Raw genomic sequence first — 18,695 nt, forward strand, 5'->3', positions numbered from 1 at the left:
CTCGCGGTGCTCATCGCAGGTCCAGCTCCAATGTGCCCGGCGCCGGAGCGGCCTGGTCCAGGGGCCCCGGCGGCATCGGCTGCGTGGTGTGCGAGCGTCCGGCCGGGGGCAGCAGCCCGGCCAGCCGGTCGGCGACGACGGTGAGCCGCTCCGGCGGGAGCAGCCCGGGTGCGCGATGTGCGGCGAAGTCGGCGAAGGCCTCGGCCGTGGTGCGGCGGGGGCGGTAGCCGAAGGTCTCGTGAAGCTGCGTCACATCCACCACCCGGCCATGGGTCAGCAGCCGGATCTGCTCCGGTGAGAAGTCCGCTATCCGGGTCTGCCGCACCAGTCCGGCCACCCAGTTGATGGCCGGCAGCAGCAGCGGCACGGTGGGGCGGCCGAGCCTGCGGGCGCACTGGGAGAGCAGCAGTACCCCCTCGCCCGCGACGTTGAAGGTGCCACTGTTGGTGGTGCCGCGGCGGGCGTCGAGGGAGGCGAGCCGCAGCACCTCCACCGCGTCGTCCTCGTGGACGAACTGGAGGCGGGGGTCGTAACCCAGCGCGGTCGGCAGCACCGGCAGCGAGAAGTACTCGGCGAGCGGGGTGTCCGCCGCGGGGCCGATGATGTTGGCGAACCTCAGCACACTGACGGCCACATCCGGGCGGCGGCGGGCGAACCCGCGGACATAGCCCTCGACCTCGACCGCGTCCTTGGCGAAGCCGCCGGAGGGCAGCGCCCTGGGCTGCATCCGCTCGGAGAAGACCGCGGGGTCGCGAGGGGCGGAGCCGTAGACGCTGGTAGTGGACTTGACCACCAGCCGCTGCACGGTGGGGGACTTCTGACAGGCGCCCAGCAGCTGCATGGTGCCGATGACGTTGGTCTCCTTGACCGTGCCCCGGCCGCCGGACCCCAGCAGGGTGGCGCTCACATGCATATGGACCACGGTGTCCACCGAGTACTCGGCGATCACCCGCGCCACCGCGGGCCGCCGGATGTCGGCACGCACGAAGACATAGTCGGCGACGTGGTCCCGCCTGCCCTCGGCGCCGGCCCGGTCCGGGCCCTGAAGCGGATCCGGGTCGTGCACGGGCGGCTGGAGGTCGACACCGACCACCAGGTCGACATCGGGCTCCTGACGGATCGCCCTGACAAACCGGGCCCCCAACTGGCGGGCCACTCCGGTGACGAGCACGACCTTCCCCAAGGCGCCAGCCCTCCCGTCCGAAAAACGCTGCCCGTCCTCGCACCGTATCGCTTTGTTGTTGCCGGGCAATGTCCCGGCATGAGCGTGTGGCCGCGATCACCCCGGTCGGCGGCATGACGCCTGGGTGATCCTATGACAGCGGAGGGTGTCCGGGGGCGGTCCGGAATGCGCCGACGCCCGCCCCGACCGTGGTCGGGGCGGGCGTCCGGTGGATCGGGGCGCTGTTACTTCTTGTTGCGCCGCTGCACACGCGTCCGCTTCAGCAGCTTGCGGTGCTTCTTCTTGGCCATACGCTTGCGGCGCTTCTTGATGACAGAGCCCACGGAACAACCCTCGCTCACTGGGACTCTCTCGCGACCGCGGCGCGGTGCTCTGGAGTCCGAATACGACTGACGGAAGCCCTAGCCTACCTGCCGCACCGCGCGCGCCGTAATCGAGTCGCACACACGCGGTGCGCCAGGTCCTTCCGCTGAGCCGGATGCGCTGCGCCTCGGGCCTCCTACGCGGTCTCGCGCCCCACGTAGGACTCTCGGAGATAGTCGTGGACCGCCTGCTCGGGGACCCTGAAGGAGCGGCCCACCCGGATGGCGGGCAGCTCCCCGCTGTGCACCAATCGGTACACGGTCATCTTGGACACTCGCATCACCGCGGCCACCTCTGCCACGGTCAAGAAGTTGACCTCGTTGAGAGGCCTCTCGCCAGAAGCCATGTCAGCACCGACCTTTCGCATGCCCTGAGCACCGGCTTCCCCTCCGGTGACTGAAGCCAGCGCACGCGTATCCCCAGAGTAGTTGCGGGTGGTACGGGTGGGAAGAGGGGTATACCGGGGCTTCGCTACCGTCGCGGCACCGCCGATTGCATGAGGTGACCGCTCCACGGCTGGTAGCAGTGCGGTTGCGCAGCGTGTCGACATCCATGGGTGCCGGGGCGGCCCGCGCCGTGCTCACCGAAGCACTGGGGGCGCATTCGGCGGCTGGGCGCGCCTGCCGATGCGCCGGTCGGCGCGCCGGTCCGGCCTGCGCGCGCCGGCGAGCCGTCAGGACACCTCCGGTGCGGCAGGGCCAGGGTGCGGCACGGCCAGGGTGCGGCACGGCCAGGGTGCGGCACGGCGGTCGGCTCGCGGCACTCAGGGCAGCAGGCCGTGGAGGGGGAAGCACTCCCGGCGGGCCGCCAGGATCGCCTGGTCAAGCCGGTCGGCCGGGTCGTAGCCGCTCTCCGCGAAGTCCGGCCAGAGCACGGGGTGCCGGCCGTCGGTCATCCGCAGCGGTGCCTGGCGGCGGGTGCGGCGGTAGACCTCGGCGCGCCACTCGGGCGGGGTGTCGGACTCCGGGTCGATGGGGCGGCCGGCGGCCACGGCGGTCAGATGGGTCCAGATCCTGGGCACCACCTCCACCACCTCGTATCCGCCGCCGCCCAGTGCGACCCAGCGGCCGTCGGCGTGCCGGTGGGCGAGGTCGTGCAGGGAGACCGCCAGGGCGCGCTGGGCGTCCAGTGACACCGCGAGATGGGCCAGCGGGTCCTCGGCGTGGGTGTCCGCGCCGTGCTGGGAGACCAGCACCTGGGGACGGAAGGCGGCGAGCAGCTCGGGCACGGTGGCGTGGAAGGCGCGCAGCCAGCCGGTGTCCCCGGTGCCGGGCGGCAGCGGCACATTGACGGCGCTGCCGGGGGCGTCCGGACCGCCGGTCTCACTCACCCAGCCGGTCTGCGGGAAGAGCGTGGCGGGGGTCTCGTGCAGCGAGACGGTGAGCACCCGGGGGTCGTTCCAGAAGATCTGCTGCACTCCGTCGCCGTGGTGCACATCGATGTCCACATAGGCGACCCGCTCGGCACCCAGCTCCAGCAGCCGGGCGATGGCCAGGGCCGCGTCGTTGTAGACGCAGAAGCCCGAGGCCCGGTCCGGCATGGCATGGTGCAGCCCGCCGGCGAAGTTGACGGCGTGCAGGGGCCGGGGCCGGTCGGCGGGGGCGCCTGCCGCCGGCCAGACCGCCTCGGCGGCGGCGACCGACTGGCCGGCGATCAGCGCGGAGGCGGTGTGCATCCCCGGGAACGCCGGGTTGTCCTCGGTTCCCAGGCCGCGCCGCACCTCGTGGCGGGCGGGGTCCTTCCAGTGCTCGGCGGTGTCGCGTACGGCGTCGATGTACGCCTGGTCGTGCACCAGGCGCAGGGTGGAGTCCCCCGCCGGGGGTGCGGCGGCGAGGGTGACACCGGGTGCGGTGGGGAGGCCGAAGGCCTCCACCAGCCGCATGGTGAGGGCGAGCCGTACCGGGTCCATGGGGTGGCCCGGACCGAAGTCGTAGGCGGTGACGTCCTCGTCCCACTGCAGGCGGAGCCCGCAGGGGGACAGGCGGGGCTGGGCGGCGGGGACGGCGTCGGACATGGCCGCCACGGTAGCGGAGCGGGATCAGCCCACTTCGCTGGGCACGGCGGCGGGCACCGGCTGCACGGTCGGCGAGAAGGTGCGGGAGACCACCAGCACTGTGAGCACCAGGATCATCGGCACGGCCAGGGCGACCCGGTAGGAGCCGGCGTCGCCGACGGCGCCGACCAGCGGGGAGCCGATCAGGAAGCCGACGTAGTTGAACAGGTTGAGCCGGGCCACCGCGGCGTCCGAGGCCTCCGGGAAACGGCGGCCGCCCGCGGCGAAGACCTGCGGCACGATGGCGCACAGGCCGACCCCCAGCAGGGTGAAACCGAGGATGCCGGTCCAGGGTTCCGGGGCGACCGCCGCCACCGCGAAACCGAGGGCGGAGAGCACCACCCCGGCGCGTACCACCGCGACCGCGCCCCAGCGCTGCACCCCGGCGTCGCCCAGGGCCCGGCCCAGCAGCATGGTGACCATGTAGGCGTTGTAGGGGACCGTGGCCAGCTCCTCGGAGCTGTGCAGGGTGTCCTGGAGGTACTTGGCGCTCCAGTTGGAGACCGTGGCGTCGGCGATGTACGCCGCGGCCATGGCGAAGCAGAGCGGCAGCAGCGGACGCCAGGGTATGGAGCGGCCCGCGGCCTCGGCGGCCGCCTGCTCGGCCCCGGCCAGCTCCTGCGGCCCCGCGTAGCGCAGCGACGCGGCGAGCGACACCGGGATCAGCACCGCCGCGGTGCAGCCGAAGAGGGTGAGCAGGGTGAGATGCCAGTGCGCCCCGGCCCAGGCCAGTGAGGCGCCCACGATGCCGCCCAGGCTGAAGGCGGCGTGGAAGCCCAGCATGATGGAGCGGCCGTAGCGGTGCTGGAGGCCTACGCCCAGCATGTTCATGGAGGCGTCCAGGGCGCCGACCATCAGTCCGAAGGCCGCCAGCGACAGGGCCAGTTGCCACACGGAGTCACCCGCTCCGACGCCCACCAGGGAGAGGCACACCAATGGCTGCACGGTGCGCAGCACCGCACGGGCCGAGGTGCGCCGGACCACGTGCTCGGAGGCGATGGAACCGACCCCGGCGAGCACCGGCACGGCGGCGAGGAAGGCCGGCAGCAGCGCGTCGCTGACGCCGTACCGGTGCTGGATGGCCGGGATGCGGGTGACCAGCAGGGCGAAGGCCACGCCCTGGCAGAGAAAGCTGACCAGCAGCGCTGCGCGTGCCTGCCGGAGCCGTCCGGTGACCTCCATGGCGGCGCCCCCTGTCCGGTCGACTGAGGACCGCTCGGCTACTGGTGGGTATGAGTGCTGGCGCGAGCGTAGGGCCTGGGGCCCGACTTCGGGAGGGGGTGCCGCCAAGGTGATCGCAACGGTTTTCGACTGCTGAGGGGGCGCCATCCGTTCTGACGCCATTCAGGTGAGTTGCCATGTTTTGCGCCCTTGGCTGCTTACGGTGAGAGTGAGTGCCGTGGATGTCGGCCCCCTCGGGAGAGATGAGGACACGTCGTGGGGATGGTGCGCGCTCTCGGTCCCCAGTTGCTGCACGGCCGTCGGCTCTCGGCCGCCGACCGGACCCTCCAGGACCTGCTGACCGCTGTTCTGACGGCGCCGCACCTGCCTGCGGCCGCCTTCTCCCCCGCCCTGCTGGCCCGGGTCCCGGTCGACCGACTGCAACTGATGGCCGACCAACTGCGGGAGAGGCACGGGCCGGTACGGTCCGTGCAGCCCCACCGGGGGCTGTGGCGGGTGCAGTGTGCGGACGGCGGCGAGCTGCTCTGGGCCCGGCTGGACCCGGACGGACTGCTCACCTCGCTGGTCCTCGGCCCCGCCGCGCTGACGGCCCGCCACGAGGCCGTGCCCGCGCCGCTCCGGCCGGGGCCCCGCACCGAGGGCGCCCCTGCTCCGCGCCCGGCCCCGACCCCGGCTCCCGCACCGACCCCGGCCCCTGCCCCGGTGCCGGCGCCCTCCCCGGCTGCCGCCGCTGCACCGGCGCAGGCACCAGTACCCGCACCGGCACCAGTACCCGCACCACCACCGGCGCCCGCACCGGCACGGGCGCCGTCCCGGCCGTCGGCTGCCTCGGCCGTGCGCTCCACCGCGGCGCAGTGCAGGCTGGCCACCGCCCAGCGCTACACCCTGCTCACCGCCGCCACCGCCTGCTGGGCACTGCTCCAGCTCGCCCTGGCGTTCACCGCCGTCACCGCCACCGGCTGGCTGCTGCTGCTTGCGGCGGCGCTCGCCGCCGCCTGGTGCGTACTGCGCCTCGGCCCCTGGCACGCGCTGCCGCCCTACGCCCGGCTGCTGCCCTCCGCCGCTGTGGCGGGCACCCTTGCCGCGGGTCTGCGGATCCTGTTCCGCAGGCTGCCCTGGGACCTGCACAGCCCCCTCGCCCTGCTGCCCGCGCTGGCCGTCCTCGCCGCGGCCTGCTGGACCGTCGTACGCAGCCTCCCCCGCAGCGACCCCCGGGACCTGCCGCTGGTGCTGGCGTCACCGCTGCGCGGAGCCACCATCCACCTGCTCCAGGCCGGCGGCCCTGCCCTCAACCGGCACGCGGCCGACGTCTACGGCCGGGCCGCCCGGCAGGCCTGCGACCTCACCGTCCTCGGCAGTGGGCTGTCCTGGCGGGGCCGCCGGGCCCTCGGGCTGATGCCGGCCGCCAACGACGCCTACGCGGCGTACGGGCACGCGGTGCGCAGCCCCTGCGACGGCACCGTGGCAGTGGCCGTCGACGGCCTGCCGGACAACGAGCCCGGGGCCGTCGACCCGGCGCATCCGCTGGGCAACCACATCGCGGTCGACACCGGCGAGGCCCTGGTCGTGCTGGCGCACCTGCAGCCGGGCAGCATCCGGGTCCAGGTGGGGTCCAGGGTCACCACCGGGACCATGCTGGCGGCGGTGGGCAACTCCGGTGACACCGGGGGTGAGCCGCTGCTCCAGCTGCGCGCCGAGACCCGCACCTCCACCGCGTCCCCCGGATCCGGCACCGCCCTGCCGGTGCGGCTGGCGGAACTCCCGGGCTCCCCGCTCCGCGGCCGCCGCTTCACCGTGGGCGGCTGACCGGGCCCTGGCGGTGGGCCGCCCACCCGGGGCCCTCCGCCCCGGGGGCCGCCCTCGCGGGGCGGCCCCTCAGCCCGATGTCTCCGCCCCTCAGCCCGATGTCTCCGCCCCTCAGCCCGATGTCCCCGCCCCTCAGCCCGATGTCCCCGCCCCTCAGCCCAATGTCTCCGGGCCGCCGGCGAGCGGCGCGTCCAGGCCCAGCAGGGAGGGGAGTTCGGCCATGTCGGTGAAGAGCGCCGTCGGGCCGGCCTCGGTGAGCCGCGCGGCCGGCGTCAGGGCCGCATAGCCGTACACGTCCATGCCTGCGGCGCGGGCCGCCAGCACCCCGTTGGGACTGTCCTCCACCACCGCGCAGCGCGCCGGCTCCACGCCCATCACCCGGGCGGCGTGCAGGAAGAGGTCGGGCGCGGGTTTGCCCCGGCCCACGTCCTGGGCGCTGAAGATGGCCGGCTCCGGGAGGTGGCTGCGCAGCCCCGCGCGGTCCAGCGCGGTACGGATCCAGGAGTGGTGGGCCGAGGACGCCAGGCAGAAGGGGGTGCCGGCGGTGGCCAGTGCCTTCAGCAGCGCCTCGGCTCCGGCCACCGCGGTCAGCTCGGCCTCGAAGGCCGCGAAGACCCGGGCGTGGAAGAGGTCGTCGAAGCCGTCGGGGAGCCGCTGCCCGGTGCGGGCCATGATGACGTCGTGGATGTGGTGTGCGGCGGTGCCCAGGAACTCGCGCACCGAGTCGTCGAAGGTGGTGGGGTGGCCGAGCTCGGTGAGGTACTCGGCCAGCACCCGGTTGGAGATGGGCTCGCTGTCGCAGAGCACTCCGTCGTTGTCGAGGATTACCAGGTCGTAGCGCACCCGCACACGCTACTTCCCTCCGGTGGCCAGCTCCCGGGAGCGGTCCCTGGCGGCCTCCAGGGCGGCCAGGAAGGCGGCGCGCACCCCGTGGTTCTCCAGCTCCCGGATGGCGGCGATGGTGGTGCCCGCCGGGGAGGTGACGGCCTCGCGCAGCTTCACCGGGTGCTCCCCGGAGTCCCGCAGCATCACCGAGGCGCCCACTGCCGACTGCACGATCAGCTCATGGGCGACGGCGCGCGGCAGCCCCAGCAGGATGCCGGCGTCGGTCATCGCCTCCACCAGCAGGTAGAAGTAGGCCGGGCCTGAGCCGGAGAGCGCGGTGGCGGCGTCCTGCTGGGCCTCGGGGACGCGTACGGTCCGGCCGACCGGCCGGAAGATCTCCTCGGTGCGCCGCAGATGCTCCTCGGTGGCGTGGGCGCCCGCCGAGATGACGCTCATCGCCTCGTCCACCAGCACCGGGGTGTTGGTCATGACCCGCACCACGGGGGTGCCGGGCGCCAGGCGCTCCTCGTACCAGGCGGTGGGGATGCCCGCCGCGCCGGAGACCACCAGCCGGTCGGCGGGCACATGGGGGGCGAGCTCCGCCAGCATCACGCCCATGTCCTGCGGCTTGGCGGTGAGGATGAGCGTGTCGGCGGCCTTGGCGGCCTGCTCGTTGGAGACGGCCTCCACGCCGTAGCGCTCGCGCAGCTCCGCGGCCCGCTCCTCACGGCGGGCGGTGACCAGGACGTCGGCCGGGGCCTTGCCGGCCCGCAGCAGTCCGGAGACCAGCGCCTCGCCGATCTTGCCGGCGCCGAGGACGGCGACTCTCTGGGTCATGGGCGGTTCACCTCGTCGTCTTCCGTGCGTTTCCGCCGTCATCCTCGCACCGGGGCACCGGCCTGACACGGATGCGTCCACGTGGCGGACCTGGGCGGCAATGTGACGGGCGCACATCAACCGCCCCCTGCTGTGGCCCGCCGCACCGTGCCGACGGCGGTCCCGCCGACCCTACGGTCGCGTGGACGCCAGGGGAGGGGCGCAGTGGCGTCGGCCGGAAGCCGAGCAGGGAGCCGCCGTGAGAGCAACCCACCACCGCACACCGATCCGTTCCGCCGCTGCCGCCGTCTGTGCCGTCCTGGCGGTGGTGGCCGCCGTACTGGGCCTCGGCCCGGGGGGCGCCACCGCCGCCCATGCCGCGTCCCTGGTGCAGGTGACCGGCTTCGGGTCCAACCCCGGCAATCTGCAGATGTTCCGCTATGTCCCGGACGGCCTGGCCAGTGGGCGGCCGCTGGTGGTGGCGCTGCACGGTTGCACCCAGTCCGCCGCCGCCTACGACGACGAGACCGGCTGGACCAAGTGGGCCGACCGCTGGGGCTTCGCCCTGGTGCTGCCGCAGCAGCAGTCGGCCAACAACTCCAGCTCCTGCTTCAACTGGTTCCAGGCCGGGGACTTCTCCCGCGACCAGGGCGAGGCGCTGTCGGTGCGCCAGATGGTCGACCGGATGAAGGCCGACTACGGCAGCGACGCCTCCCGGGTCTATGTCACCGGACTGTCCGCGGGCGGGGCGATGACCGCCGCGCTGCTGGCCGACTACCCCGATGTCTTCGCGGGCGGCGGTGTGGTGGCGGGGCTGCCGTACCACTGCGCCACCACGGTGACCGAGGCCTCGGTGGACTGCATGACCACCGGCAAGGACCTGACCCCGCAGCAGTGGGGTGACCTGGTGCGCGCCGCCGACCCGTCCTGGACCGGGCCGCGGCCGGTCGTCTCGCTCTGGCAGGGGGACTCCGACTTCACGGTGAAGAGCAGCAATCTGGGCGAGCTGATGCAGCAGTGGACCGACGCCGACGGCGTCGACCAGACGGCTGACGTCAGCGACACCGTGGCCGGCTATCCGCACCGGGTGTACGCGGACGCCTCCGGCAAGGCCCGGGTGGAGACGTACACCATCACCGGGATGGGCCACGGCCAGCCGGTGGATCCGGGCAACGGGGACACCCAGTGCGGTACGGCCGGGGCGTACATCCTGGACGTCAACATCTGCGCGTCCTACTGGATCGGGCACTTCTGGGGCCTGGACGGCACCACCGGCAGCCCCACACCGACACCCACGCCCACGCCCACGCCCACGCCGACGCCGACGCCGACTCCGACGGGGCCCGGCACCGGCGGTTCGCTGACCGTGGCCGGCGACGACTCCCGTGACGGCTACGTCAAGGCGGCGGCCGACGGCAGCGGCGCCTCCGTCGGCACCCTGGAGAGCCTGCTCGGTCTGGCCGTCGGCAGGGGCACCGACGGGCTGTACAACCGGACCCTGCTCTCCTTCGACACCTCAGCCATCCCCGACGGCGCCACGATCACCGGCGCCCGGCTGACGGTCGGCTACGGCAGCGGCTCCGGCAGTCCCTGGAGCAACCCGGCCCCGGGGAACCAGCTGCTGGTGGATGTGCACGGCGGGTGCTTCGGCTCGTCCTGCTCGGTGGAGGGCGCGGACTTCTCCGCCGCCGCCACTGCCGCCGGGGCGGCGGAGATCGGGGCGTTCTCCTCGGGCACGCAGACCTCCACGGGCTTCTCCGCCGCCGGTCTGGCCGCCATCGACCGCACCGGCACCACCCAGCTGCGGCTGGGCTTCGCACAGGCCCAGAGCTCCACGGCCTATGCGTTCCTCCAGCACGGCGCCACCGCGACCCTGACGGTCGACTACCAGTAGCGGAGCCGCTCGGGAGAGGCCTCCGGAACGCCGCTCCGGAGGCCTCAGGGCTCCTTGCGGGCCGCCCGCCACTCCGGGGCGAGCACCGACCAGACCTCCATGTCGTGCCGCTTGCCGCGGTACGGGTAGCTCTCCCTCAGCACGCCGTCCCTGGTCATACCGAGCCGCCGGGCCACGGCGATGCTGGCTTCGTTCTCCGCCGAGACCTGCCACTCCACCCGGTGGATGCCGCGCTCCTCGACCGCCCAGTCGATGATCACGCGTACCGCCCGGGTCACCAGCCCCCTGCCCACCGCCGCCGGCTCCAGCCAGCAGCCCGCCTCGGCGGTGCCCTGCTCCACGTCCATCGTCCGGAAGAGGACTCCGCCGACCAGGTCACCGCCGGCCCAGATGCCATGGATGCGCCCGGTGTCGGCCGCCGCCCGCTCCGCGTACGCCTGGAGGAACGAGCGGCTGGACGCCAGGTCCGTGACGACGTCGGGCAGTGCGACGTACTGCCCGATGAAGTCCCGTCCCCGGTCCATGTGGACCAGGAACTCCTCCGCCTGCCACGGCTCCAGCGGGCGCAGCTCCGCACCGTCGCCCAGCGACACCGCGTACATCGCCACCTCCAGGTCCGAACCGCGCATACGGCCAGAGGATCTTCTCACGCAGGGACACCACGACCGGCGGCGCGCGGCCCGCGAGCGGCGGACCGGCTAAGGAGTGCGGCGGCGCAGCGTCGCAGCTCCCAGGGCCAGGGCGGCCAGCACACAGCCGGCGGTGACCGCGACATCGCGGAGGAAGTCGCCGGTCAGCCCGGTGTGCCCGGTGACCTGGCCCATGGCGTCCACCGCGTAGGAGAGCGGCAGCACATCGGAGACCGCGCCGAGTACGGGCTGCATCTGGCCGCGCGGCACGAAGAGCCCGCAGAGCAGGAACTGCGGCAGGATCACCGCCGGCAGAAACTGCACGGCCTGGAATTCGGTCCGGGCGAAGGCGCTGGTGAAGAGGCCGATCGCGGTACCGAGCACGGCGTTGAGCACGGCGACCAGCAGCAGCGCCCACACCGAGCCGGCGACGTCCAGGCCGAGCAGCCCCACGGCGAGTCCGGTGGCGGCCCCCGCCTGGACCACCGCCAGGCCGCCGAAGGCCAGCGCATAGCCCAGTTGCAGGTCGAGCCTGCCCATCGGCATGGAGAGCAGCCGCTCCAGGGTGCCGGAGGAGCGTTCCCGCAGCGTGGCGACCGAGGTGACCAGGAACATCACCGTGAACGGGAAGATGCCGAGCAGTGGCGCCCCGATCCGGTCGAAGGTCTGCGGCGAGTCGTCGAAGACCCAGGAGAGCAGTGCCAGCAGCACACAGGGCACCACCAGCAGCAGTGCGACGGTGCGGGGGTCGTGCCGCAGCTGGAGCAGTACCCGGCGGGCGGTGGCGGCGATACGGGCGGGGCTCACGGACGGGCCTCCTCGACCAGTCGCAGAAAGGCGTCCTCGACGGTGGCGGCGCCGGTGCGTTCGCAGAGCCGGCCCGGGGAGTCCTCGGCCAGCAGCCGGCCGTCGCGGAGCAGCAGCAGCCGCTCGCAGCGTTCGGCCTCGTCCATCACATGGCTGGAGACCAGGACGGTGGTGCCGTCGGCGGCCAGCCGGTGGAAGAGCGCCCACAGGTCGCGGCGGAGCACCGGGTCCAGGCCGACGGTGGGCTCGTCCAGGACCAGCAGTTCGGGGCGCTGCCCCGAACCGCTGCCGAGCAGCGCCACGGCGAGGGAGACACGGCTGAGCTGGCCGCCGGAGAGCCGGCCGGCGGGCACCTCGGCGTGGGAGCCCAGGTCGACCTCCGCCAGGGTCCGTTCGACGGTGTCGGTACGGGCCCGCCGCCCCGCGCGGCCGCCGCCGGGGGCGAGCACGGCGGCGTAGTAGTCCAGGTTCTCCCGCACCGAGAGGTCGGTGTAGACGGAAGGCGCCTGGGTGACATAGCCGACCTGCCGCCGCAGCTCGGGGTGGCCGGCCGGCAGTCCGAGCACCTCGACGGTGCCGCTGACGCCGCCCTGCACCCCGACCAGGGCGCGCATCAGCGTGGACTTGCCGGACCCGGAGGGGCCCAGCAGTCCGGTGACGGTGGACCGGGCGACGGTGAAGCCCAGGCCGTCCAGGGCCGTGCGGCCGCCGCGTACGACGGTGAGGCCGTCGGCCCGCACCGCCGTCTTTATATTCACCATGCGATGAATATCAAGGACCGGGACCCCGCACGTCAAGGGTCCTGTACGGGAAGAATCAGGGATACCCCCTATGGCGCCCGGTACGGCCGCGAGCGCACCGTAAGAGACATGGCACACGGAGACATGACACCGAGTGAGACCCGTCAGCTCGCCGTCGCCTCGGCGACTCTCGGGCCCTGGCGCACCGCTGCGGCCGTCGGCACCCTGGGCGGCGCGGCCGCCCTCGGCATCGACGTGGTCACCGGCGACTGGTCGCTGAGCATCCTTGCCGGACCGGTCAGCCTCGCCCTGTTCCTCTTCTTCCTGGTCGGCGGGGTCGGCGCGGTCCTCGGCCGCGGCGGCACCGGCGACCACCGCCTGCGCCGCTGGGCGGCCCGGCACCCCTGGAAGGTCGCCCTCGCCCCGGCCGGCCTGCTGCTGGTGCTGGATGTGGTCGCCCGCACCGTGCTCTCCACCGAGAGCCTCTTCTCCTCCGTCTGGGACGGCATCTGGCGGGCCGGCCTGCTGGCCGTGGTCATCGGGGTCGTCGGCTCCGTCGCGGGCTCCCGCCGCCAGTCCTGAGGGCCGGAGCCGGGCCGTCCGGCGACCGGGCGGGGGCTATGCCGGTGTCGCCGGCTCCCCCTTGGCCACCGAGACCGGGATCCCGCCGGCGAGCTGCTGCAACCGCGCCTTCAGCGCGGCGGAGGCGGCACCCGCCGCGTTCGTCGTCACCTCGAGGCCCGAGGCGTCCGACGCCGGATTGAAGCTGTAGAGGGGGAACCCGAGGACTCCCGGCCCGAGGTACGGGTCGAGCCGCTCCATGGCAGCGAGAAGTCTGCGCTCCGAGAAGCGGGCGAGGTAGAGGTCAAGCCGGGTCAGGTCGGCCTTGGGGTCCGCCTGTTTCGCCGCCTCGGCAAGCTCGCGGCCCCGGGCCAGGTCGGTGACGCAGAGCGCCACACGCCCGACGGGGTAGTCGACCACGAGGCTGCCGTACACCTCGGCGAACGCGCCCCGGCCCTGTTCGCCGACGGCCTGGGAGAGCTCCGCCGCCTCAGGCGTGTTCACGGGGGTGTCGTCGAGCGTCGTCGGCGGCGCAACCCGGGTGCCCATCCACTGCTGGGGCGGAGGGCAGGGCTTGGCCTCGGATGCACCCGAAGGTTCGGCACCGGCCGTGGCGGAGGGGGCGCCCTCCCCGGGCCTCACCACCTCGGTGCCGTCCGAGGCGCAGCCCGCGGTCAGTAAGCCGGCGGTGGTGGCGACGATCAGTGCGGCGAAGGACTTCCTGGCGGCGTTCACGGCGGCTTCCCCCTTGGTCAGGCCCAGCCCCGATCTGACGCACCATCCGATCTGCTGGTTCCCGGCTCTGTCCGGCCCTGCCGCAGTCCGGGAGGCGCCGGCGGGAGCTGTATCGCCGGCAGCACGGAAGAGTGCGGCACGGCCCTCCGCCGCCCGGTTCCAGGGCGCTGAAACCCTCGTGAAACCGCGCTGAATGCGCCCTGCCGCAAGCTCTGCGGCATGACGACAACGACATCGCACTCACTCGCCATCGCGGCCAAGGGGCTGCGCAAGGCCTTCGGGGACAAGACAGTCCTCGACGGCATCGACCTGGCGGTGCCGGCCGGCACGGTCTTCTCCCTGCTCGGCCCGAACGGCGCCGGCAAGACCACCGCCGTCAAGATCCTCTCCACCCTCATCACCGCCGACGCCGGCGAGATCCGGGTCGGCGGCCACGACCTGGCCGCCGACCCGCAGGCCGTGCGGGCCGCGATCGGCGTCACCGGGCAGTTCTCCGCCGTCGACGGCCTGATCACCGGCGAGGAGAACATGCTCCTCATGGCGGACCTGCACCATCTCCCCAAGTCCGAGGGGCGGCGCGTAGCCGCCGAACTCCTTGAGCGCTTCGACCTGGTGGAGGCCGCGGCAAAGCCCGTCTCCACCTACTCCGGCGGCATGAAGCGCCGCCTCGACATCGCCATGACGCTGGTCGGCGACCCGCGGATCATCTTCCTCGACGAGCCGACCACCGGCCTCGACCCGCGCAGCCGTCACACCATGTGGCAGATCATCCGGGAGCTGGTCTCCGGCGGCGTCACCGTCTTCCTCACCACCCAGTACCTGGAGGAGGCCGACGAACTCGCCGACCGCATCGCGGTGCTGAGCGACGGCAGGATCGCCGCCGAGGGGAGCGCCACGAGCTGAAGCGGCTCATCCCGGGCGGGCATGTACGGCTGCGGTTCACCGACCCGGTCGCATACCAGTCCGCCGCCGTCGCCCTGCGCGAGGCCACCAGGGACGACGAGGCGCTGGCCCTGCAGATCCCCAGCGACGGCAGCCAGCGCGAGCTGCGTTCCATCCTCGACTGGCTGGACTCGGCCGGCGTCGAGGCGAACGAGCTGACCGTGCACACCCCCGACCTCGACGACGTGTTCTTCGCCCTGACCGGCGGCACCGACATCCCCAACCAGTCCAAGGAGAACGTCCGATGAGCTCCCTCTCCCTCGCCGTCCGCGACTCGTCCACCATGCTGCGCCGCAACCTGCTGCACGCCCGGCGCTACCCGTCCCTCACCCTGAACCTGCTGCTCACGCCGATCATGCTGCTGCTGCTCTTCGTCTACATTTTCGGCGATGTGATGAGCGCGGGCATCGGCGGCGGGGGCGCCGACCGCTCCGACTACATCGCCTACATCGTCCCGGGCATCCTGATGATGACGATCGGCGGCACCGTGATCGGGACCGCGGTGTCCGTCGCCACCGACATGTCCGAGGGCATCATCGCCCGCTTCCGCACGATGGCGATCCACCGCGGATCCGTGCTCGTCGGGCATGTCGTCGGCAGCGTGCTGCAGTGCATCGCCAGCGTGGTCCTGGTCGGTGCCGTCGCCGTGGCCATCGGCTTCCGCTCCACCGACGCCACGGCCCTGGAGTGGCTGGCGGCGTTCGGGCTGCTGGTGCTCTTCGCCCTGGCGCTCACCTGGATCGCGGTCGGCATGGGCATGGCCAGCCCCAACGCCGAGGCCGCCAGCAACAGCGCACAGCCGCTGATCCTCCTCCCGCTCATCTCCAGCGCCTTCATCCCGGCCGGCACCATGCCGGGCTGGTTCCAGCCGATCGCCGAGTACCAGCCGTTCACCCCCGCCATCGAGACCCTGCGCGGCCTGCTCCTCGGCACCGGGATCGGCAACAACTGGTGGATCGCGATCGCCTGGTGCGTCGGCCTGACCGTGCTCGGCTACCGCTGGTCGACGGCGGCGTTCAACCGCGACCCGAAGTAACCGCCATGACAGCGCGGGCTGCCTCCCGCAACTCGTCCCGCTCCAGGGCGGCGTACTCCGACACCGCGTCGGAGAACGCCGCCCTGTCGGCGTCCTCGGCCGCCCTCCGCGCACGGTCCGCCGACATCGTCGGCTGGAACTCCCGCCCCACCCGCAGTCGTTCGGCCAGCGCGATCATCCGTACGGCACCGGCGTCACCGGAGGCGAGACCCGCCATGCCGAGGGCGTGCAGCACCATCCCGTACACCGGAAGCTCCGCCGGCGAACCGGACGGCCCGGAGAGCAGGGCGCGCAGCCACTGCCGCAGCCTGTCGAGCGGTTCCGCGACGGATTCGAGCCGGCCGGCGTACGCATGCGCCGTGACGGCCGCCGACTGGATCTGAAGGGCCCATGGGTCGCTCCAGAGGTCGCCGCCCTGCGTCGAGCCCGCGACGGGCAGCCGCTCCACGGCGCTGCGCCACAGGCCGAGCCCGACCTCCGTCAGTCCGCGGGTGAGCGCGATCTCGGCACGCGCGCCGAGGTCGGACCGGTAGAAGTCGTCCTGCAGCGGGGAGTTGTCGCTCTCCGCCTGCCGCAGCCAGTACTCGGCCTCGTCGACGTCGCCGCGTTGCAGACAGGCGAGGACGAGGGAGGAGCGGACGAAGATGTAGTCGTGCCCGTCGTTGAGCCGGGGCAGCACCCCGAGCACCGCCTTGAGGTGCTCGTACGCCTCCTCGCCCCGCCCCATCCGCAGATACAGCTCGCTCAGCCGGGAATGCCCCATGAGCTGCACCGACGGATTGTCCGCCGGAGCCAGTTCGGCGATCATCCGGCGGGCCGAGACGAGCGCGCGGTCGAGGTCGTGCTCGTACTCCCAGATGTAGGTGGCGATGCTCTCGGCGACGCCGGCGACCAGCGGCTGCCCGCTGTCGCAGAGCCTCCGCAGCACCTCGTAGTCCGGCGGCAGCATCTCGGGCACCGCGCCCAGCACCACCGCGGTGGCCCGCAGCAGCGTGTCCGGCGGGGCCGGGGGCAGCCGCCGGAGGGTCACCAGCTGGCGTACGGCGCGCGGGCCGGAGCCCATCAGCAGGGCCGCCGTGCACAACACCGCCGCGGCGCGGGCGACTTCGACGTAGGCGGGCTCGGGGCGGTAGTGCGACAGCAGCGGGCCGGTGTCCGCAGCGAGTGCGGCGAGGCGGGGATAGTTGGAGTCGCTGGACCACAGGGTGGCGAGCACGGCGGTGAGGGCGGCGACGGTGGGACCGTCCGCACCGGCCAGGGCGTGCCGCAGGGCCAGCACGAGGTTGTCCTGTTCGGCCTTGATCCGCACCCGGGCGGCCAGGGGTTCCGAGCGGAAGGTCGCGTCGTGGTACGCCACCCCGAAACCCCTTGCCCACGTGAGGAGTCGACCGACGGCCTCCTCGTCCCCGCCCGCCTCCGCACGCCGGGCCGCGCTGAACTCCCTTACGGTCTCCAGCATCCGGAACCGCACGCCCACCGGGGTGTCGGCGACGGTGAGCAGCGACTGACCGGCCAACTGCTCGAGAAGGAAGAGCGCGTCCTCGCCGAGGACCTGCTCCGCCGCTTCACCCGAGAAGCCGCCGGGGAAGACGGACAGCGTACGCAGCGCCGCCCTGGCGTCCTCGTCGAGCAGGTTCCAGCTCCACTCCACGACCGCATACAGCGTGCGGTGGCGCTCCGGCGCGCCCCGCGCCCCGCCGCGCAGCAGCGCGAACCGGTCGCCGAGGCGGCGGGCGATCTCCGTCACCGCAAGGACCCGCACCCGCGCCGCGGCCAGCTCCACGGCGAGCGGAAGCCCGTCGAGGTGGCGGCAGAGCCCGGCCACCGCATCCGCCGGCAGCTCCACACCGGGCCGGGCGGCCCGGGCCCGCTGGGTGAACAGCTCGACGGAGGTGGCGAGACCGAGCTCCGGCAGCGCGTACACCGTCTCCGAGGTGAGGTCCAGCGGGGACCTGCTGGTGGCGAGCACCCGCAGGTCCTTCGAGGACGAGACCAGGGCCTGTACGAGGTCGGCGGCGCCCCGGACGACCTGTTCGCAGTTGTCCAGGACCAGCAGCGCGGGCCCGGAGCCGAGCACGCCGAGGATGCCGGGCACCGGGTCGGCCGTGGTGTGGCCGCCCATGGCGCCGGCCCGCCCCTCGCCCGCGCCGAGCGCGGAGGCCACCTCCGCGGCCACGTCCTCGTCCGCGGTGACGCCGGCGAGCGGCACGAAGTACACCACCCGCTGCTCGGCCCGGCGGCTGACGGCGTGCGCGAGCCGGGTCTTGCCGAGGCCTCCGGGGCCGACGACGGTGACGGCTCGGGAGGCGTGCAGCAGCCGCTCCACCGCTGCGATGTCCTCGTCCCGGCCGAGGAGCGGGTTCGGCTCGTGCGGCACGCCGTGCCTGACCACCGGCGGCTCCCCGCGCAGCAACTCCCGCTGCACGGCCTTGAGTCCGGCGCCCGGATCGGTGCCGAGCTCGTCGCGCAGCTCACGGCGGTACGCCTCGTACCGCGTCAGCGCGGCGGACGGGCCCGCCGTCGCCGCCTCGCCGCGCAGCAGCTCGGCGAGCACCTCCTCGTCGCGCGGATGCCCGGCAGCGGCCACCGCCAGCGGCCCTGCGGCCTCCGCGTGCCGCCCCAGCCGGGCAAGAGCGAGCGCCTGCGCGCGTATGAGTCCGCCGCGGACGGGGGCGCGCTCGGTACGCAACGCGGCCACGGGGTCGTCGGTGCCGGCGCCCCCGTCAGGGGTGCCCTCCCACAGCGCGAGCCCGGCCTCGGCCGCAGCCAGCGATCCCGCGTGGTCCCCGGCCCTGGCCCGGTCCGCGCTCGCGGCGGCGTGCAGCACCAGGGCGGAGCTGTCGACCTGGTCCTCGGAGAGAGCGAGCCGGTATCCGGACGGAGTGCTCGCGAGGACGTCCGCGCCCAACTGGGTCCGCGCCCTGGACACCAGGACCTGCAAGGCCTTGCCCGGCCGCTCCGGCAACTCGTCCGGCCACAGCCCTGCCACAAGCCGCTCGGTGCTGCAGCCCGTCCGCAGGTCGCCCGCGAGCAGCGCCAGAAGATTGCGGAGCCGTGGCGCGGTGACCTCCTGTCCGCGATAGGCGACTCGCGACAGCAAGGTCAAGTCTGTGGTCACCCCGG

16 protein-coding genes and 1 pseudogene are annotated in these 18,695 nt (G+C 73.4%); 5 read left to right on the forward strand and 12 right to left on the reverse strand.

Translation table 11 applies throughout. The features are described 5' to 3' along the window. Positions 1 to 10: 10 nt before the first annotated feature. The 5 genes from AB0761_RS17240 to AB0761_RS17260 form a co-directional block, all read right to left on the reverse strand. Positions 11 to 1,183, reverse strand: coding sequence for an NAD-dependent epimerase/dehydratase family protein (locus tag AB0761_RS17240; protein WP_377269930.1), 1,173 nt, complete (start codon positions 1,181 to 1,183; stop codon positions 11 to 13). 224 nt (positions 1,184 to 1,407) lie between these two features. Beyond that, positions 1,408 to 1,506, reverse strand: coding sequence for a 30S ribosomal protein bS22 (locus tag AB0761_RS17245; protein ID WP_003948845.1), 99 nt, complete (start codon positions 1,504 to 1,506; stop codon positions 1,408 to 1,410). A gap of 176 nt (positions 1,507 to 1,682) precedes the next feature. After that, positions 1,683 to 1,892: a helix-turn-helix domain-containing protein gene (locus tag AB0761_RS17250; RefSeq protein WP_055590626.1), complete on the reverse strand. Its 210-nt coding sequence runs from the start codon at positions 1,890 to 1,892 to the stop codon at positions 1,683 to 1,685. Between the two features lie 417 nt (positions 1,893 to 2,309). Next, positions 2,310 to 3,560 (reverse strand): acetoin utilization protein AcuC, encoded by a 1,251-nt coding sequence (locus tag AB0761_RS17255; RefSeq protein ID WP_377269931.1) that lies wholly within the window; start codon positions 3,558 to 3,560, stop codon positions 2,310 to 2,312. A 24-nt stretch (positions 3,561 to 3,584) separates the two neighbouring features. Then, a complete protein-coding gene (locus AB0761_RS17260; protein WP_377269932.1) occupies positions 3,585 to 4,781 on the reverse strand; it encodes an MFS transporter in 1,197 nt (398 codons plus the stop codon). Between the two features lie 261 nt (positions 4,782 to 5,042). Here AB0761_RS17260 and AB0761_RS17265 point away from each other — a divergent pair, with 261 nt between their 5' ends. Further along, the gene (locus AB0761_RS17265; RefSeq protein ID WP_377269933.1) at positions 5,043 to 6,587 is read left to right on the forward strand and encodes a M23 family metallopeptidase; all 1,545 of its coding nucleotides are present in this window, start codon (positions 5,043 to 5,045) and stop codon (positions 6,585 to 6,587) included. 153 nt (positions 6,588 to 6,740) lie between these two features. Here the strand turns inward: AB0761_RS17265 and AB0761_RS17270 are convergent, their stop codons facing one another. Both AB0761_RS17270 and proC read right to left on the reverse strand, forming a co-directional pair. Further along, a complete protein-coding gene (locus tag AB0761_RS17270) occupies positions 6,741 to 7,430 on the reverse strand; it encodes an HAD family hydrolase (protein WP_377269934.1) in 690 nt (229 codons plus the stop codon). Positions 7,431 to 7,439: 9 nt separating this feature from the next. After that, positions 7,440 to 8,249, reverse strand: a complete 810-nt coding sequence (gene proC / locus AB0761_RS17275; protein WP_377269935.1) for a pyrroline-5-carboxylate reductase — start codon at positions 8,247 to 8,249, stop codon at positions 7,440 to 7,442. Between the two features lie 238 nt (positions 8,250 to 8,487). On the opposite strand from proC, the gene AB0761_RS17280 reads away from it, so the two are divergent. Next, positions 8,488 to 10,122: a PHB depolymerase family esterase gene (locus tag AB0761_RS17280; RefSeq protein ID WP_377269936.1), complete on the forward strand. Its 1,635-nt coding sequence runs from the start codon at positions 8,488 to 8,490 to the stop codon at positions 10,120 to 10,122. A gap of 44 nt (positions 10,123 to 10,166) precedes the next feature. On the opposite strand, the gene AB0761_RS17285 is transcribed toward AB0761_RS17280, so the two are convergent. From AB0761_RS17285 to AB0761_RS17295, 3 genes are all read right to left on the reverse strand, one after another. Further along, positions 10,167 to 10,724 carry a GNAT family N-acetyltransferase gene (locus tag AB0761_RS17285; protein WP_377274164.1) on the reverse strand — a complete coding sequence of 186 codons (558 nt, stop codon included), beginning with the start codon at positions 10,722 to 10,724 and terminating at the stop codon, positions 10,167 to 10,169. A 96-nt stretch (positions 10,725 to 10,820) separates the two neighbouring features. Further along, on the reverse strand, positions 10,821 to 11,558 hold the full coding sequence (locus AB0761_RS17290; protein WP_377269937.1) for an ABC transporter permease: 738 nt from the start codon (positions 11,556 to 11,558) through the stop codon (positions 10,821 to 10,823). Further along, complete coding sequence (locus tag AB0761_RS17295; protein WP_377269938.1) at positions 11,555 to 12,319, reverse strand: ABC transporter ATP-binding protein; 765 nt, start codon at positions 12,317 to 12,319, stop codon at positions 11,555 to 11,557. The genes AB0761_RS17290 and AB0761_RS17295 overlap by 4 nt, the downstream gene beginning before the upstream one ends. A 108-nt stretch (positions 12,320 to 12,427) precedes the next feature. On the opposite strand from AB0761_RS17295, the gene AB0761_RS17300 reads away from it, so the two are divergent. After that, positions 12,428 to 12,880 carry a hypothetical protein gene (locus AB0761_RS17300; protein WP_377269939.1) on the forward strand — a complete coding sequence of 151 codons (453 nt, stop codon included), beginning with the start codon at positions 12,428 to 12,430 and terminating at the stop codon, positions 12,878 to 12,880. A gap of 36 nt (positions 12,881 to 12,916) precedes the next feature. On the opposite strand, the gene AB0761_RS17305 is transcribed toward AB0761_RS17300, so the two are convergent. Next, on the reverse strand, positions 12,917 to 13,594 hold the full coding sequence (locus AB0761_RS17305) for a hypothetical protein (RefSeq protein ID WP_377269940.1): 678 nt from the start codon (positions 13,592 to 13,594) through the stop codon (positions 12,917 to 12,919). A 219-nt stretch (positions 13,595 to 13,813) separates the two neighbouring features. Between AB0761_RS17305 and AB0761_RS17310 the strand changes: the two are divergent. Then, a pseudogene (locus tag AB0761_RS17310) lies at positions 13,814 to 14,784 on the forward strand (ATP-binding cassette domain-containing protein). Further along, positions 14,781 to 15,572, forward strand: coding sequence for an ABC transporter permease (locus AB0761_RS17315; protein ID WP_377269941.1), 792 nt, complete (start codon positions 14,781 to 14,783; stop codon positions 15,570 to 15,572). Before AB0761_RS17310 ends, AB0761_RS17315 begins: the two are co-directional and overlap by 4 nt. Here AB0761_RS17315 and AB0761_RS17320 read toward each other — a convergent pair. After that, complete coding sequence (locus AB0761_RS17320) at positions 15,553 to 18,690, reverse strand: ATP-binding protein (RefSeq protein WP_377269942.1); 3,138 nt, start codon at positions 18,688 to 18,690, stop codon at positions 15,553 to 15,555. The genes AB0761_RS17315 and AB0761_RS17320 overlap by 20 nt on opposite strands. Positions 18,691 to 18,695 lie beyond the last annotated feature (5 nt).

Origin of the sequence: Peterkaempfera podocarpi (assembly GCF_042466665.1) — a bacterium.
GTDB classification, from domain to species: domain Bacteria; phylum Actinomycetota; class Actinomycetes; order Streptomycetales; family Streptomycetaceae; genus Peterkaempfera; species Peterkaempfera podocarpi.

Bases quoted from the DNA above. Each gene is read 5' to 3' on its own strand.
- proC (WP_377269935.1), bottom strand. From the start codon at position 8,249: ATGACCCAGAGAGTCGCCGTCCTCGGCGCCGGCAAGATCGGCGAGGCG.
- AB0761_RS17255 (WP_377269931.1), bottom strand. From the start codon at position 3,560: ATGTCCGACGCCGTCCCCGCCGCCCAGCCCCGCCTGTCCCCCTGCGGG.
- AB0761_RS17250 (WP_055590626.1), bottom strand. From the start codon at position 1,892: ATGGCTTCTGGCGAGAGGCCTCTCAACGAGGTCAACTTCTTGACCGTG.
- AB0761_RS17295 (WP_377269938.1), bottom strand. From the start codon at position 12,319: ATGGTGAATATAAAGACGGCGGTGCGGGCCGACGGCCTCACCGTCGTA.
- AB0761_RS17315 (WP_377269941.1), top strand. From the start codon at position 14,781: ATGAGCTCCCTCTCCCTCGCCGTCCGCGACTCGTCCACCATGCTGCGC.
- AB0761_RS17285 (WP_377274164.1), bottom strand. From the start codon at position 10,724: ATGTACGCGGTGTCGCTGGGCGACGGTGCGGAGCTGCGCCCGCTGGAG.
- AB0761_RS17260 (WP_377269932.1), bottom strand. From the start codon at position 4,781: ATGGAGGTCACCGGACGGCTCCGGCAGGCACGCGCAGCGCTGCTGGTC.
- AB0761_RS17300 (WP_377269939.1), top strand. From the start codon at position 12,428: ATGGCACACGGAGACATGACACCGAGTGAGACCCGTCAGCTCGCCGTC.
- AB0761_RS17265 (WP_377269933.1), top strand. From the start codon at position 5,043: ATGGTGCGCGCTCTCGGTCCCCAGTTGCTGCACGGCCGTCGGCTCTCG.